This is a genomic window from Thermomicrobium sp. 4228-Ro (assembly GCF_026241205.1).
GTDB lineage: Bacteria > Chloroflexota > Chloroflexia > Thermomicrobiales > Thermomicrobiaceae > Thermomicrobium.
Map to the genome: position 1 here is coordinate 1,193,206 of NZ_JAPFQM010000001.1, position 14,481 is coordinate 1,207,686.

Annotated in this window: 12 protein-coding genes and 1 pseudogene; 4 read left to right on the forward strand and 9 right to left on the reverse strand. The window is 67.2% G+C overall.

The annotated features are described in order from the left end of the window. The first annotated feature begins 123 nt into the window (after positions 1-123). A complete protein-coding gene (locus OO015_RS05735; protein ID WP_265940275.1) occupies positions 124-939 on the forward strand; it encodes an LLM class flavin-dependent oxidoreductase in 816 nt (271 codons plus the stop codon). Here OO015_RS05735 and OO015_RS05740 read toward each other — a convergent pair. The 4 genes from OO015_RS05740 to OO015_RS05755 are packed head-to-tail and all read right to left on the reverse strand — an operon-like array spanning position 906 to position 4,715. After that, positions 906-1,373, reverse strand: coding sequence for a DinB family protein (locus OO015_RS05740; RefSeq protein WP_265940276.1), 468 nt, complete (start codon positions 1,371-1,373; stop codon positions 906-908). The genes OO015_RS05735 and OO015_RS05740 overlap by 34 nt on opposite strands. 31 nt (positions 1,374-1,404) lie before the next feature. Continuing rightward, positions 1,405-1,965: a VOC family protein gene (locus OO015_RS05745; RefSeq protein ID WP_265940277.1), complete on the reverse strand. Its 561-nt coding sequence runs from the start codon at positions 1,963-1,965 to the stop codon at positions 1,405-1,407. A gap of 17 nt (positions 1,966-1,982) precedes the next feature. Continuing rightward, positions 1,983-3,770 carry a glycosyl hydrolase gene (locus OO015_RS05750; RefSeq protein WP_265940278.1) on the reverse strand — a complete coding sequence of 596 codons (1,788 nt, stop codon included), beginning with the start codon at positions 3,768-3,770 and terminating at the stop codon, positions 1,983-1,985. Positions 3,771-3,815: 45 nt separating this feature from the next. Continuing rightward, complete coding sequence (locus OO015_RS05755) at positions 3,816-4,715, reverse strand: HAD family hydrolase (RefSeq protein WP_265940279.1); 900 nt, start codon at positions 4,713-4,715, stop codon at positions 3,816-3,818. A gap of 177 nt (positions 4,716-4,892) precedes the next feature. Between OO015_RS05755 and OO015_RS05760 the strand changes: the two genes are divergently transcribed. Then, positions 4,893-5,708, forward strand: a complete 816-nt coding sequence (locus OO015_RS05760; RefSeq protein WP_265940280.1) for a fumarylacetoacetate hydrolase family protein — start codon at positions 4,893-4,895, stop codon at positions 5,706-5,708. Positions 5,709-5,919: 211 nt separating this feature from the next. Here OO015_RS05760 and nrfD read toward each other — a convergent pair whose 3' ends face one another. Genes nrfD through fdh form a run of 3 tightly spaced genes read right to left on the reverse strand, consistent with a single transcriptional unit; the run spans position 5,920 to position 10,851 of the window. Then, entirely contained in the window at positions 5,920-6,924 is a 1,005-nt protein-coding gene (gene nrfD, locus OO015_RS05765; protein WP_265940281.1) for an NrfD/PsrC family molybdoenzyme membrane anchor subunit, read from the reverse strand. Next, positions 6,917-7,765 (reverse strand): 4Fe-4S dicluster domain-containing protein, encoded by an 849-nt coding sequence (locus OO015_RS05770; protein WP_265940282.1) that lies wholly within the window; start codon positions 7,763-7,765, stop codon positions 6,917-6,919. Before OO015_RS05770 ends, nrfD begins: the two co-directional genes overlap by 8 nt. Further along, positions 7,762-10,851, reverse strand: a complete 3,090-nt coding sequence (fdh, locus tag OO015_RS05775; RefSeq protein ID WP_265940283.1) for a formate dehydrogenase — start codon at positions 10,849-10,851, stop codon at positions 7,762-7,764. The genes OO015_RS05770 and fdh overlap by 4 nt, the downstream gene beginning before the upstream one ends. 217 nt (positions 10,852-11,068) lie before the next feature. On the opposite strand from fdh, the gene OO015_RS05780 reads away from it, so the two are divergent. Then, on the forward strand, positions 11,069-11,419 hold the full coding sequence (locus tag OO015_RS05780; RefSeq protein ID WP_265941019.1) for a HEPN domain-containing protein: 351 nt from the start codon (positions 11,069-11,071) through the stop codon (positions 11,417-11,419). Continuing rightward, positions 11,370-11,726: a nucleotidyltransferase domain-containing protein gene (locus tag OO015_RS05785; protein ID WP_265940284.1), complete on the forward strand. Its 357-nt coding sequence runs from the start codon at positions 11,370-11,372 to the stop codon at positions 11,724-11,726. The genes OO015_RS05780 and OO015_RS05785 overlap by 50 nt, the downstream gene beginning before the upstream one ends. Before the next feature lie 330 nt (positions 11,727-12,056). On the opposite strand, the pseudogene OO015_RS14185 reads toward OO015_RS05785, so the two are convergent. Together OO015_RS14185 and OO015_RS05790 are read right to left on the reverse strand one after the other, a co-directional pair. Beyond that, positions 12,057-12,176 (reverse strand): annotated as a pseudogene (locus OO015_RS14185) (FmdB family zinc ribbon protein); the annotation flags it as partial. Positions 12,177-12,476: 300 nt separating this feature from the next. Continuing rightward, positions 12,477-14,360, reverse strand: coding sequence for an endonuclease/exonuclease/phosphatase family protein (locus tag OO015_RS05790; protein ID WP_265940285.1), 1,884 nt, complete (start codon positions 14,358-14,360; stop codon positions 12,477-12,479). Between the last annotated feature and the right edge of the window lie 121 nt (positions 14,361-14,481).

Here is a 14,481-nt window from a genome sequence, read left to right on the forward strand (position 1 = left end):
TCATTGTATCGCACTGGGCGGTAGCCGATATGCCAGTGTCTCTCGGCTCCGGAAACGCTATCTCCGGTCGTTCTGCAACAATGGAGCGGGACTGAGAGGTCGAGATTCGCTGGGGAGGACGCGATGGGTGCACGCGGGTTCGGCCTCGCCGCTGCAGTGTCCCACGAGGTGATCCGTGCTGCGGTGAGCGCCTGCGAGACACTGGGCTATCGCACCTTTTGGGTCAACGATACGCCGGACGGTGATGGACTGGCTGCGCTGGCCGCTGCAGCTGCGGTGACGAGCCGCATCGCGCTCGGTGTGGGGGTCTTGCCGCTCTCGCGCTGGACGCCGGAGCGGATCGTCGAACGTGTCCGGGAACTCGACTTGCCGGTCGAACGACTGCGCTTGGGGATCGGTTCGGGCGCCGGAAGCGGAGCGCTCGAACGAGTCCGTCAGGGGGCGCAGGTGCTCCGAGCGGCGCTCTCGTGCGAACTGGTCGTCGCCGCGCTCGGCCCCCGCATGTGCCGGCTGGCGGGCGAAGTCGCCGATGCTGTCCTCTTCAACTGGTTGACACCGGAGTTCGTCGATCGCTCGACCGATTGGCTCCGCGAAGGTGCCGAGGCGGCCGGCCGACCGCTCCCGAAGCGCTACGCGTACGTGCGTGTCGCCCTCGGACAAGCGGCGCTCCCCCGCTTGGAAGACGAAGCAGCCCGGTACGAGCGATTCCCTGGCTATCGTGAGCACTTCCAGCGTATGGGTGTCCCGGCACGCGCGACGGCGATCGCGGTGGAAAGGGCTGAAGACCTTTCGGCGGCGCTGGCTCCGTGGGAGGAACGTCTCGACGAGACGGTCGTGCGAGCAGTGACGGCGAACGACCGGCTCGAGGAGGTCCTGGCGCTCGTCGAGGCAGCGGCACCGGGCCGTCAGCTCGGCTCGGGGGGCCACGGGGTTTCCTGACCAGCGAGCAGGCGCTCGATCTGCTCGAGATGTCTGCGATCGTGCTCGACCAGCTCTTCGACGAGATCCTCGACTGTGACCTCGCCGAGCGTCTCGTGGATGGCGGCTCGCTCCCAGTCCTTCAGCGAGAGTGTCATCAGTGTCGTGAGCGTCTCGCCGCGCTCCTGTCCGAGCCGTTTGAGTGCCTCGGCGAGCGATGGAACCGACTCGGCCACGACGGCGAGGTCGGTCGCGCGGAAGTACGGCGTATCCTGCGCGACCATCCGCAGGATCCGCTCGCGCATCAACGCTTCGACCGCCGCGAGGTGGGCGACGACCCGCGTGAAATGCTCCGTACCCGTCGCAGAGGGAACGTCCACGTTCTCGAGTAGGCTGGTCAGCCGCCGCGGTGTCTCGGCGAGGAGGTCGATCAGTTCCTGATACGGATGCAGCATGCTGGTGCGGTCCCTTCGTCTGGCGGGTGATTCAACGGCTGGGCGGTTGGCTTTCCGCAAGGTCGGTGATGTGCCACGTGATACCGAATGGGTCGCGGAAGACGAACGCATGCTCGTCGCTCTGCGCCACCGGATACTCACGGACGAGGACGTCCGCGCGCAGTTCAGCCAGCGTTTCGGGCGCGACCCGCAGGCTGAGGTGAACGAGCCGCGGTTCGACGAAGACCGTGCCGCGCCCTGCGAACTGGAGCAGCAAGGCGAGCGGTCCATTGCGGAGCAACACGTACTGGGGGTAGATGCCGGTACGGATACCGGCATCCCAGTCGAAGTCGGCCGGAAGGTACTCCCACCGCTCACCAGCGCGCCGCACGCGCCAGACGACTTCCATCCCGAAGAATTCCCGGTAGAACGACTCGGCAGTGCGGAGGTCAGCGACGCGGATCGCCACGTGCTGGACTGCTTCGATCCGCAGTTCCCGCGGCGCCGGAAGCAGGGGCTCGCGTCCCGGATCGGGAAGCCCGTAAGGGAGCAGTCCACTACCTGGTGGAGCGGGGACGATCTCGGTGCCAAAGGGCGTCAGTGGCTCGCGCATCGTGTCCTCCCGTTCACCTAGCGGTACCAACCGAGCGTCTGGAGTGCCTGCGCGCCGAGGAGCCCGAGCTGCACCTCGTACCGTGTCCCAACTGCCTCCGGATGGAACTCGAAGCGTGCCCGCTCGAAGTACTGGACGGTGTACTCTTTGCCGTCGCTCGGGTTCACCTCGCGGAACTCCGGACTGATCGGCAACCCGAAACGAGCCAGCCCACCGTTCTGCTCCCAGTATCGCAAAAAAGCGCCGCGGACGACGAAGCCGGTTTCCGGAAAATAGCGCTCGCCGGGGGCTGGCTTCTCCGGCGGTGGTTGCGCAGCGAAGCTGTGGTTCCCGAGCGCCCAGCGTCCGAGATGAGCGAGTTGCACCTCGTTCGGAGTACCGCGGAACTCCGGCCAGTACTCGAAGCAGGCACGCTCGAAGAACTGGACGAGTCGTCCGCCGCTCCAGAACGGTTCGGTGAGTGGGTAGCCGAAGGCAGCCAGTCCACCGTTCGCTTCCCAGTAGCGGCGGAACGGCCCGCTCAGGGTGTGTCCGGTCTCCGGAAAATAGCGCACGTTGGGATCGTCCGGGGGCGCGACGCGGCTGGTCGGCAACGCGTCCGGTCGGGCCAGGCTCTGGTAGACGAGGAACGCTGGCTTGCGCGGCCAGGGTATGGCCTCGCGACCGTAGACCATACTGGAATCGAGCAGGCGGACGAGCCCCCAGTTGGCATACCCGTGGCTGGTGCCGAAGTCCTCGAACTTGAACCAGAAGACGCGCTCGACCTCGGGGGCCTGCTCCCAGAGGAGTGTGTAGACCTGCCGGAGAAACGCTGCCTGCGCGAGTTCGGCCGGCGTGGGGTCGAGCACGCCTGCCGGTGACCACGCTGCTGGTTCAGCCGGCATCCCGACTTCGGTGAGCCAGATCGGACTCGTGTCACCGTACTCCAGCTGCACGGCCCGGAGTTCGCGGACTGTGGCGAGCACGCTCGCTGCGTTGGGCAGAAAATAGGGGTGGAGCGAGAGCGCGTCCCATGGATATCGTCCGGTTCGTGCGCGGAAGTCCTGGACCGCCGGGCTCTCGTACACGGCACGGAGCCAGGCGAGATGCCGGTCGCCGTCTTCCTGGCGGTCGAAGAGAATGCTCCCGGCGACGACCCGGGTCGAGGGGCTCTGGCGCTTGACGGTCTCGTAGACATCGACAGCGAGCCGCCCGTAGATATCGGGCCGGACGGCATGCACCTGCTGGTTCGTCTCTTCCCACAGGAGCTCGTTCGCATTCGGCTCGTTCAAGAGCTCGATCGCCGCGAGCGCTGGGCCATAGCGTCCCGCGATGTCGGCGGTGCGCTCGACGAACGCGCGCGTATAGCGATTGCGCCCGTCGCGGTCCGGTGGAACGTTGATGTGCGAGAACGCGTAGCTCGCATCGAGGTCGGCGAGGATGCCGGAGCCGAGGACGGCGAGCACCTTCATGGCGTATCGGGGAGCGAGCTCGAGGAGGTACCAGTCGTGCTTTTCCCAATCGATCCAGCCTGGTCCGGAAGGCTGGTCGTACTCGGCGTGGAACTCGATGCGCACCCAGCGCGCACCCATCCGGGCCATCTCGGCCATCATCGTCTCCAGGAACGCGCGGTTGGTGCGGACCGGGTACCGCTCGGGATCGGTATTGAACTCGTACCAGGGGTCCCGGCCGACGATACCGAAGAACTCGCCGTAGCTCGCTGGGTCTCGTGCTGCCTGGCTGGGGGGTGACGGGGCGAGGACCAGGCTGATGAGCGTGAGCGAACAGGCCAGCACGACACGCAACGACCGGCCGATGACCTGCACCGAACCCCCTCCCTTCCCTGTCTTGTCGATGCTCCACAGCGCCTGTCAGGCCAGCGCTCGGACTCGCCGCCACGGCTCGAGCACGAAGCGCTCCAGTGCCTCGACGACGCCGTCTTCGTCGTGCCCCCGGACGACTGCGTCAGCCTGGGCGCGGACGTGTTCCGGCGCGTTTCCCATCGCGACCCCGAGCCCGGCAGCGCGGAGAAGCGGCAGGTCGTTCTCGCCGTCCCCCACGGCGAGGACGTCCGCCAACGTCAACCCGAGACGGCTCGCCAGGGTCTCGACGCCAGTCGCCTTGCTCACGCCAGGTGCATGCACGTTGGCGACCCAGCGCGGCAGCGCCGGTAGCCACTCGAACGGCCCGTGATGATAGATCGGAAGCCCAGCACGGGCCAGCCGCGCCGTCGCCCGCCGCAGCGCGAGTTCCGGTCCGAAGAGGTCGACGGTCAACACGTCGTCGAGTTCGAGGACCTGCTGAGCGGCTCGATGGTCGACATCACCCGTGCGCGGCAGGAGTTCCTGCTCGAACTCCGGCAGTCGCGGCAGCGGGTCCGTCACCAGAACCATGCGCTCACCGCTCGCCGGACCGCGTAACACGAGCGCACCGAGCCCTTCGCGTTCCGCCTCCCGCAGTGCACGTTCCAGTGCCGTACGGTCCAATGGCCGCTCGGCCAGCGCTGCCTCGTGCTCGGTATCCCAGACCAGCGCACCGTTATAGAGGACGAGCGGGAGCTGGATACCGAGTTCGCTCACGATCGGCCGCGTCGTGCGCAGGCGCCGTCCGGTGGCGAGGACGACTTCGACTCCGAGTTCTCGGCAGGACTGGATCGCCTCGCGCACCACGGGACGGACCACGTCGGTCGGGTCGAGGAGCGTTCCGTCGATATCGAGGACGACGAGGCGGAAGAGCGGGGCTGATCGGTCATTCGGATGGCGGGTGTTCATCGGGCCTCCAGCACTCGGTTGCCGGGTTTTGGTATAGCACACAGGGGAGCACGACCGGTTATCCACCGAGTCACTGGTTCGGTACCGCTTCTGTCGGACAGCATCGCCGGTATCGGATGCATGCTCGACAGGGGACGGGACCGAGGGGACAATAGTCGCGAAAGGGAGGGTCACCAGGTGTACCTCACGCGTCACCGCACAGTGAGTGGATCGCGCTGGGCCTGCGATGGACAGTGGCTCCCGGAGGGATTCCGGCTGAGCTGGCTCCTCGAGCTGCCAGCCGACGCGGTGCGTAACGTTCTCGTTCAGCTGCCCCGCTCGGGCGTCGCGAGCGGCCCGCTCCTCCCGCCGGTCGAGCCGGAGCAAGAGGTCTGGGCGGCTGGCGTCACCTACCTCCGCAGCCGGGACGCGCGGATGGCCGAGGCGCAGGTCAAGGACATCTACTGGCGCGTCTACGAGGCCGAGCGGCCGGAACTGTTCTTCAAGGGACAGGGCTGGCGGATGGTGGGGCCGGGCGAGCCGGTCCGCGTGCGCCGGGACAGCCGCTGGAACGTCCCCGAGCCGGAACTCGCCGTTGTCTTCACCCGGACACTCGAGATCGTCGGCTATACGGTCGGGAACGACGTCTCCTCGCGCGATATCGAAGGCGAGAATCCGCTCTACCTTCCACAAGCCAAGATCTACGATGGGGCCGGGTCGCTGGGGCCCGGCATCGTGGTGGTCGAACACCCCGGGATGCTGCGCGGTCTTCGGATCGCTCTGGAGATCCGTCGCGGCGAAGCGGTGCTCTTCCGGGGCGAGACGACGACCGACCAGATGAAGCGCCTGCCGGAGGAGCTGGTCAACTGGCTCGGCAAGGAGCTGTCCTTCCCGTACGGAGGCATCCTGATGACCGGCACCGGGATCGTCCCACCGGACGACTTCTCCCTCCAGTCCGGTGACCGCGTCGTCATCCGGGTCGCTGACATGGTGCTGGAGAACCCGGTGAGTTGACCAGAGTACGCATCCTCATACCGACAGCAGTGAGCCCAGTTATCGGCATGCCAGTAGACACAGGGGTCTGCGCGGGCTTGTCCGGAGCGGGCATCTCCCTTTCGCTACCGCTCGTTCCTCAGGCAAGTGTGCGGTGCGTGGGGCATCGCTCCACAGGGGATCGTTTCGAGGACGAAAGAGCCAGGAATGACCCGGGGCAACGGTGGGCGGTTCAATTGCGTTCCCGCGTGATCGCGAACGTCGCCGCCGGATCGTCGGCCGACCGGCGACCACCGAAGACCAGCGCAGCCCGCAACAGGAATGCGCCAGCGAGGGCGACGAGACTGGCGAAGACGGTGACCGGTCGGCGCCAGCGTCGCGGCAGCAGGTGCGCCAGCGCGTGCAGCGCCAGAGCGAGCGCGGTGCCGGCACGGGCCGCCGTGTAGGCCTGCCCTTCCAGGCCCTTGCGGAGGGGCCGGCCGACGACCGGGCCGCTCCGCCGCTGGATCGTCTCGAGCAGGACGAGTTCTCCAGCCAGCGCGACACGCTCGACGCGCTCGAGTGCCTGCCGGGCGCGTGCCGTCTTACCCTGGTGCCCCAGCAGGAGCGAGAGCGCGGCAGCCGCACTGGAGAGCGCCGAGCAGAGAAAGAGCGGTCCGAGCAGGAGCGCGTTCCGGGCCCAGAGCGGAACGGCCGTCGCGCCGAGCAGCACGCCGGTGTACCCGGCCAGGAAGAAGGCCGGGAGCGCGCTTGCCGCTGCCAGCCCCCGGTCGGGAAGTCGGCGTACCAGCCGGGCCAGTCGCTTGCTGCGACCCAGCAGGCCGTCGTCGCTCGCCTGGCGCAGCGCATTCGCGAACGCGGTGAGACTGAAGCCGATGAGTCCCCACACACCGAGCGACATCGGCGAGCGGAGCTTGACGACGCGCAGCATATGGTGGAACCGTTCCGGCCGGCCGAGGTCGACGATCAAGAGCAAGGGGCCAGGGAGCACCGCGAGAAAAGCGAGATAGCGACCGGCGCGGACGACCGGGCGGGCCCAGTGTCCACCGACGAGTCGAGCGACTGCTGCCAGGACAGCGCTCCCGCCAGCGAGACCACCGAGCACGAAGTAGAAGACGATCGGCCAGCGCCAGTGCGGGCCGTGGATCACCGGTAGACCGTAGTAGCTCTCGCGCGTTTCGGCGCTGACCGGTTGCCCGGGTTCGCGGCGATGCCGCCAGGTGCGGACGTCAGTCATGGCGTGCTTTCCTTCCCTGCTTGAACGACAGGAGCGCCGCCAGGCCGAGCGCGAGCGCGGCGAGCGCGCTGGTCAGGAAAGCGGGGAATACGCGTCGCTGGGGGAGTTCCGGTTCGGCCGGGAGGTTGTAGACCTCCGGTGGGGCTGTCAGGATGAAGAAGGCGTTGAGCCCGCCGATCCCACCGGTGCCGCCGAGCGCCTCGTCGCCGTAGATCCGTGCCTCGATCCCCTGTGCCTGCAGCTCGGCGACGCGTGCCCTGGCTCGGTCCATCAGGGCATGCACCGGACCGAACTGGATGGCATCGGTCGGGCAAGCTTTGGCGCAGGCCGGTTCGAGCCCGTCCTTCACCCGGTCGTAGCACAGGGTGCACTTGTGCGCCTTCCCGTCGTACGGGCTCAGGGCGGGAACACCGAAGGGGCAGGCTGGGACACAATAGCCGCACCCGTTGCAGATGTCCTGCTGGATCACGACGGTGTCGAACTCGGTGCGGATGATGGCACCGGTCGGGCATGCTTCCATGCATCCGGCGTTGACGCAGTGCTTGCAGACATCGCTCAACATCAGCCAGTTGCTCTGGAAGGGAGCCAGGCGGGTCGGTCGCCGTCCCTCGCGGTCGCTGATCCGCTCGATGAAGGCGACGTGGCGCCAGGTGGTCGCGCCGAGGTCGCCAGTGTTGTCGTAGCTCATCCCGGTAAAGCCGAAGTCGTCCATCGGGAGCTGGTTCCACTGCTTGCAAGCGACCTCGCAGGCCTTGCAACCGATGCAGAGGGTCGTATCGGTGAGAAAGCCGAAAGCCCCGGGCCGGGCGCGCGTCCGCCCGACCGGCACCGCGCTGCTCATGGTTCAGTCCCTTCGCGTCGTCGTCCCTTGCGGACCGTGCAGGTAAACGACTTGGCCTCGTGGATGAGCGAGTTGGGATCCTCGACCAGCGCAGCCAGCTCGTTGGCGATCCCTCCCGTTGCCAGTCCGCCGAAGCCGAAGTGCCAGGGCATCCCGATGACATGCACCGTCCGGCCGGCGATCCGGAGCGGCTGCACGCGCTCGGTGACCAGCGCACGCGCTTCAGCTGCGCCACGGGCGGTCTCGACCACCACCCAGTCGCCATTGGCGATACCCAGCTCGCGGGCCAGCTCCGGGCTGATCTCGACGAAGCCAGCTGGCTGCAGTTCCGCCAGCCACGGTACCCAGCGACTCATCCCGCCCGCTGTATGGTGCTCGGTCAAGCGGTAGGTGGTGATGACGTAGGGGTAGCGTGGATCACCGATCTCGTGATACGGGTTGTCGGGGCGGAGGATGAGCGGTGCGACCGGGTTGCGCGGCTGAGACGGGTAGAGCATGTTGGTGACCGGTGTCTCCCAGGGCTCGTAGTGCGTCGGGAGTGGCCCGTCGAGGAGACCGACCGGGACGAAGAGCCAGCCCAGGCCGTCGAGCATCATGATGAAGGGTGCTGTTCCCGGGTGCGCGTCGAGCCCGCGAGCCCCTGGTGGTGGCTGGTAGTCGGGCGGCTTCGTCGCAGGAAAGTCGGGGACATCGTAACCGACCCAGCGCCCCTGCTCCGGATCCCACCAGATCCACTTCTTGCGCTCGCTCCACGGGCGACCCTGCGGGTCGGCCGAAGCGCGGTTGTAGAGGATGCGCCGGTTGGCTGGCCAGGCGAAGCCCCAGTCCAGACTGGCCCGGTCGTCGCCGCGCCGCCGTTTGGCACGGTGCTCGCCGTCGGGTGTCACGATGCCGGAATAGATCCAGCAGCCGCAGGCTGTCGAGCCGTCGTCGGCGAGCTCGTGGAAGCCAGCCACCGGTCGACCATCGGCCACACGGTACCCGCTGATCTCCTTGGCGACTGCCATCAGGTCCGGCTCCTCGTGCGGCCCGACCGTCGGATAGTCCCAGGTCAAAGCCTGGATCTGCCGGCCAGCCGGTGAGTCGTCACCGGCGTAGAGCTCCTTCAGCCGCCGCCCGAGGTGGTAGACGAAGTGTGCTTCGGAGCGGGCGTCACCCGGTGGATCGATCGCCTTGTCGTGCCACTGGACGAGCCGGTGGGTATTGGTGAAGGTGCCGTCCTTTTCGGCTGCGATCGCGGCTGGCAGGAAGAAGACTTCGGTCTTGATGTCCTGCGGGCGAATCTCGCCGCTGCGCACTTCCGGCGCGTCGTACCAGAACGAGGCCGTCTCGATCTCGTGGACGTCGCGCACGACGAGCCAGTCCAGGTTCGCTAGCGCCTGGCGTGCCAGCCGGGCGTTCTGTCCACCGACGGCCGGGTTCATGCCCATGACGAAGAGGCCTTTGACGATGCCGTCCTTCATCATGGTGAGGATCGACTGGAAGGAGTAATCACCGCCGATCTTGGGCAGGAAGACGTACCCATACTCGTTCTCCGGTGTCGCTGCCTCGCCGTACCAGGCCTTGAGGAGCGACACTATGAACTTCGGCATGTCGTACCAGAGCCCGGTCGCTGGGCGTTCGCTCGCGAGGTACTCGGCCAGCGTGGCGTGCTCGGGAATAGCCCGCGGCATCTTGAGGTAGCCCGGGAGGAGGTCGAAGAGGGTCGGGATATCGGTCGAGCCCTGGATGGTGGCGTGGCCGCGCAGGGCGAGGATGCCACCACCGGGCCGGCCGATGTTGCCGAGCAGGAGCTGGAGGAGCGCGCAGCAGGAGATGATCTGGGTACCGATCGTGTGCTGGGTCCAGGCGACCGCGTAGCAGAAAGCGGTCGTGCGGTCGCGTCCCGAATTGGCCAGGATCGTCTCGGCGACATCGAGGAAGAGGTCGCGTGGGACGCCGCATGCCTGCTCGACGAGTTCGGGTGTGTAGCGCGCGAAGTGGCGCTTGACGAGCTGGAAAGCGCAGTGGGGGTGCTCGAGCGTCGGGTCGCGCTCCGGCTCGATGCGCGGTCGGCACGGCCAGCGTTCACCCTCGAGCGGGCGCCTTTCGCCGGCGTACTGCCAGCTCGCCGGGTCATAGCGGCGCTGCTTCGGATCGTAGCCGCTGAAGAGTCCTGCCAGCTCTTCAGTGTCGCGGAACTCCCCCGAGACGATCACGCTGGCATTCGTGTAGTGGACGACGTACTCGCGGAAGAAGGGGTCGGTGTTCCAGCGTTCCGCATTGAGGACATAGTTCACCAGTGCGCCGAGGAAGACGAGGTCGCTCCCCGGGCGGATCGGGACGTAGAGGTCAGCGAGCGCCGAGGTACGCGAGAAGCGCGGATCGACGTGGATGATCCTAGCGCCACGCTCGCGCGCTTTCACGACGAAGCGGAAGCCGACCGGGTGGTTCTCGGCCATGTTCGAGCCCATGATGACGATGCAGTCGCTGTCGGCCAGGCTCGCCAGCGTCGTCGTCGCACCACCTCGACCGAGTCGGGCGCCCAGACCGGGCACCGTGCTGGAGTGTCATATCCGTGCCTGGTTCTCGACGGCGACGATGCCGAGTCCACCGGTGAACAGCTTCTTGATGAGATAGTTCTCCTCGTTGTCCAGCGTCGCGCCACCCAGATGGGCGATACCGAGCGTGCGGTTGACCACCAGGCCGCGCTCGTCACGATGGACGAACGTCGCGTCGCGCGTTTGCTTGACCAGTTGCGCGATCCGCTCCATCGCCCACTCGAGCGGCCGCTCCTCCCAGTGGTCGCTGTAGGGAGCGCGGTACTTGACGCGGAGTTCGCGCAGCGGACTGTGGATGAGCTGCCAGGTCGCTGCGCCCTTGGGGCAGAGGGTACCGCCGTTGATCGGGCTCTCGTAGTTCCCCTCGATGTCGACGATGCGCCCGTCCTTGGTGTAGACGAGCTGCGAGCAACCGACCGCGCAGTACGGGCAGACGCTGATGCTCACGTCGGCGCCGCGGACGCGCGCATGCGCCTCGCGCGTCGTGCGACTCACTGGGTTCGGAACTAAACCGATATGGTTCCGGAGACGCTGGACGATACCCATGACGCCGGCCACCCTTTCGTGATCGACAACGAGTGTACTCGCTCGTGGCGGGCGCTCCCACGCCCGGCTCTCGCGTCGACCTGAATCGGCACGGTAGGCAGCGTCGTACCCGCGATTGTGTTAGGCTGGGGTCGAAGGCATCGGCTGCGCGTCCCTGCGATGGGTGTGAGTTGTGGCGAATCGTGGACGAGACTAGCTGGAACAGGCGAAACGCGATCTGGCGCATGCCGAGCATGCGCGCCAGGCTGGGGACTACGAATGGGCCGCGTTCGCGGCCCAGCAGGCAGCGGAAAAGGCGGTGAAGGGGCTGCTCCTCAGTCTCGGTGGCGAGGGCTGGGGAGACAGCGTCTTCCGCTTGCTCGAAGGTCTGCGCGCCCGGATCGACATCGATCCGGCGCTCCTCGATGCGGCCCGGCGCCTGGACCGGCACGACGTCCTCGCCCGGTATCCGAACGGCTACCCGGCCGGGCTCCCGGGGGAGTACTACACTGAACGTGATGCATCGGAGGCGATCGACGATGCACGGGCCATCGTCGGGTTTTGCGAGCGTGCGTTTCCTGGATCGTGAAGCGGTACTGGCTGCCATCCAGGCAGCGGCTGCACGAGCGGCGACCTGCCCCGGCGTCCTCGCTATCTATCTCTTCGGTTCGTTCGCCTCCGGCGTGCCCACGCCACGGAGCGATGCCGATCTCCTGGTCGTCATCGCCGATGATGCCGACCGTGAAGGAGTGCGGGACTGCTGTCTCGAAGCCTTTCGGCCGGTGCCGGTGCCGGTCGATCTCTTCGTCTGGACGGACAGCGAGGTGACCGCGAGCCTGTCCAGCGGACGCGGTCTTCCGGCGAGGGTCCTGCGCCCGGCGATCCGGCTGCGCTGAGTGCTGCGCGATTCGCTCGTTCGCTGTAGCAGTCAGCGCGCCGGCCATTCTGACGCCCGTACCACTGTCCCCGTCACCGAAACAGCGCTCACTTCGGGAGCCCGCAGCAGAACCGGTACCGGTCCGGGGCGGTAGCCGTGTCGATCCGCCGCTCAGTGTCCGATCATCCACGGGCGCCCGTGTGACCGATGCCAGCGTGGCTTCGGCTCGGGATCGGGAGAGGGGAGACCGCTCTCCTCGCGCGTCACGACACGCGGTTCGTGGCGGGAGCGCTCCTCGCGCGAGACCCTCAGCGATCCACTTCGGTGTGCGCGGGACGTTGGGTGGGGTGAAGACGCGCTGGGCGGGCTGACCGCACCATGGGCATGCCAGCGGAGAAGCAGCTTCAGCGAGGGGGCGCCGTACTTCGAGCAGACCGTCCTGCGAGCAGGAATACAGATACAACGGCATCGCTCCCGTCCTCCCGAGGCCTCAAGCGACAACTGGCCGGAGATGTCCCATGAGAATCAGATAGCCAGGTAGCCAGGCTGTGGGGGCACCCTGCTTGACCCTGTCTGTTCCCAGCGTAACGTCATGTCCGATCGGCGATACTGGCCGTGTGCACCAGTGACGGGCTGCAACGTGTGCTCCCTGCCTTAGGCGTAACAGCCGCATGCGATCGTGCGGGAGAATCCGGTGTGGAATATCCGGTAAGTCTCGCGAATCTGTGCGTGCGGGTCAGATGAGCATGTTCCGCTGTCTCAGAAACTGTTAGCGCAGCGTGAGCCGCACGACCACCGGTCGGTGGTCGGAGGCCGTGACGCTCGGCACTCGGCCGCCGCTGACCTCGAATTCCCCGGTGACGAAGAGGTAATCGATCCGGCGCTGGTCGGCTGAAGTCGGTCCGGTGGCTCCGATCGCTGCGGCAGCATCGATCAAGCCAGCCTCGAGGAGGCGCTGGTACTCCGGGCTGCCCGGCTCGGCGTTGAAGTCGCCACCCAGCACGACTGGTCGCCACGGCTGGAGGAAGACCAGGAGCTCCTCGATCTGTACGAGCCGGACACCGGTCGCGCTGCGCGGATCGTCCAGGTGCGTGTTGGCCAACCACACTGACCCGTGCGGCGTCGCCAGTCGCACCGCGACCGCGCCCCGGCGAAGGTTTTCGGTCGTCCGGAAGCGCGTCGTCCGCACTTCCAGCGGTCGCCCGCGCGTCAGGATGGCGTTGCCCCACAACCCGTCCGCACTCGCCGGACCCCAACTGGCCTGCATGCCGAGTCGGCGAGCGAGCCAGGAGAGCTGGTCGGTGCTCGAAGTGACCAACCAACCACGGCTGACTTCCTGCAACAACACGACGTCCGGCTGTGCTGTCTCGATCACCTGAGCGGTCGCCTCGAGATCCCAGCGATCCCTGCTATCGTAGCCGGACTGGATGTTGTAGGTCATGACGACGAGTTCGTTGCCGATCATCGTCAGCGAGGTCGCTCGCCCGCGTGTTTCGACGGCCTGCCAGAGGATCGCTCCGGCGAGTGGGAGCAGGACCCCGATGGCCAGATGGGGGAGTAGCGCCACGGTGCCGGGCGCGAGCGCGCGCGGCCAATCGAGTGCGACGACGAGCGCCAGGATGCCCCAGAGGCCGAGCAAGACGACGCGATCACCGGTCGCCGTGAAATACCGGAACAGCAAGGCCACCTGCACGACCTGGCCGAGCGCCAGCGCGAGTGCTACTCGTCCAGTACTCGCCGGATTCCGCAAGACACGTCCGCCGATCGCTGCCGTCGACGTGAAGATCGTCCAGCTGGCTACTGCCGCCAGCAGGCCGAATGTCCCGCGCCACCCCTCTCCCCAGGCCAGCCATAGACCCAGTGCACCGATGAGTGTCGTCGCAGCCCAGCCCGACCAATGCCGGGTCGCTACCGAGAAGGCGAGGATCCCGATCGCGAGGCCGATCGTCAGAACGAGGGTCGCGGGAGCGAGCGAGCGGCTCGTGTGCACGACGGCGAAGCCAGGATTCGTCACGACGAGGTGGGCGAGCCCGAATGCCGGACCGAGCGCGAGGAATCCGAGCGCACCGCGCGGCTCGAGCGGCCCGCGATCGGCGAGGACGAAGACCAGAGTGGCGAGCAGCCCAGCCAGCACCACGGCTGTGCCGAGGTGACTGCCGAAGCCTGGAAGCCAGGGCAGGTCGATGGTGTCTCGCGCCGTTCTGATCGCCAGGTCGAGCCCGCACCCGAGCACGATCCCGAGACCGGCTCGCGCTCGCCAGCGGAGCAACGGTATGAGGAGCCAGCCGAAGGCGACGAAGCCGAGCGCTCCCAGTACGACGCGGGCCAGCGGCCACTCGATGAACTGCAGCGGGGCGCGCGCGGCGACCAGCACGCCGGCAGCGATCGGCAGCAGCCGTCCGCCGGACAGCATACTGACGACGGGAGCGAGAAGTGGGCTCGCGAAGGCCGCCAGCATCAGCACGAGGAGGACAGTTCGTCGGCTCTGGTCGATGACGAAGACACTGTCGGAGACGAAGACACGCACCGACTCGAGACCGAGCACCGTCGCGCAGGCGACCGCGAGCGCTGCCCACAGGATCGTGTCCGGCGTCACACCGGCGGCACGTGTTCGTGTCCCTTTAGTCGCGGTGCGACCGGTCGATCCGGTCACGCGGCGCTCCAGGGGATTCGACGGCAGGTCCGCTCACGCACAGCCTACGAGAACGCAAACGGGAGCGCAAGGGGTGCGGTTTCTGTCTGCTTGTCGGGGGTGCAAGGTACAGCGTTGCTGG

What these genes read in the sequence shown, in the direction of transcription:
- OO015_RS05735 (WP_265940275.1), top strand. Translation starts at nt 124, where the DNA reads ATGGGTGCACGCGGGTTCGGCCTCGCCGCTGCAGTGTCCCACGAGGTG.
- OO015_RS05740 (WP_265940276.1), bottom strand. Translation starts at nt 1,373, where the DNA reads ATGCTGCATCCGTATCAGGAACTGATCGACCTCCTCGCCGAGACACCG.
- OO015_RS05745 (WP_265940277.1), bottom strand. Translation starts at nt 1,965, where the DNA reads ATGCGCGAGCCACTGACGCCCTTTGGCACCGAGATCGTCCCCGCTCCA.
- OO015_RS05755 (WP_265940279.1), bottom strand. Translation starts at nt 4,715, where the DNA reads ATGAACACCCGCCATCCGAATGACCGATCAGCCCCGCTCTTCCGCCTC.
- nrfD (WP_265940281.1), bottom strand. Translation starts at nt 6,924, where the DNA reads ATGACTGACGTCCGCACCTGGCGGCATCGCCGCGAACCCGGGCAACCG.
- OO015_RS05770 (WP_265940282.1), bottom strand. Translation starts at nt 7,765, where the DNA reads ATGAGCAGCGCGGTGCCGGTCGGGCGGACGCGCGCCCGGCCCGGGGCT.
- OO015_RS05785 (WP_265940284.1), top strand. Translation starts at nt 11,370, where the DNA reads ATGCACGGGCCATCGTCGGGTTTTGCGAGCGTGCGTTTCCTGGATCGT.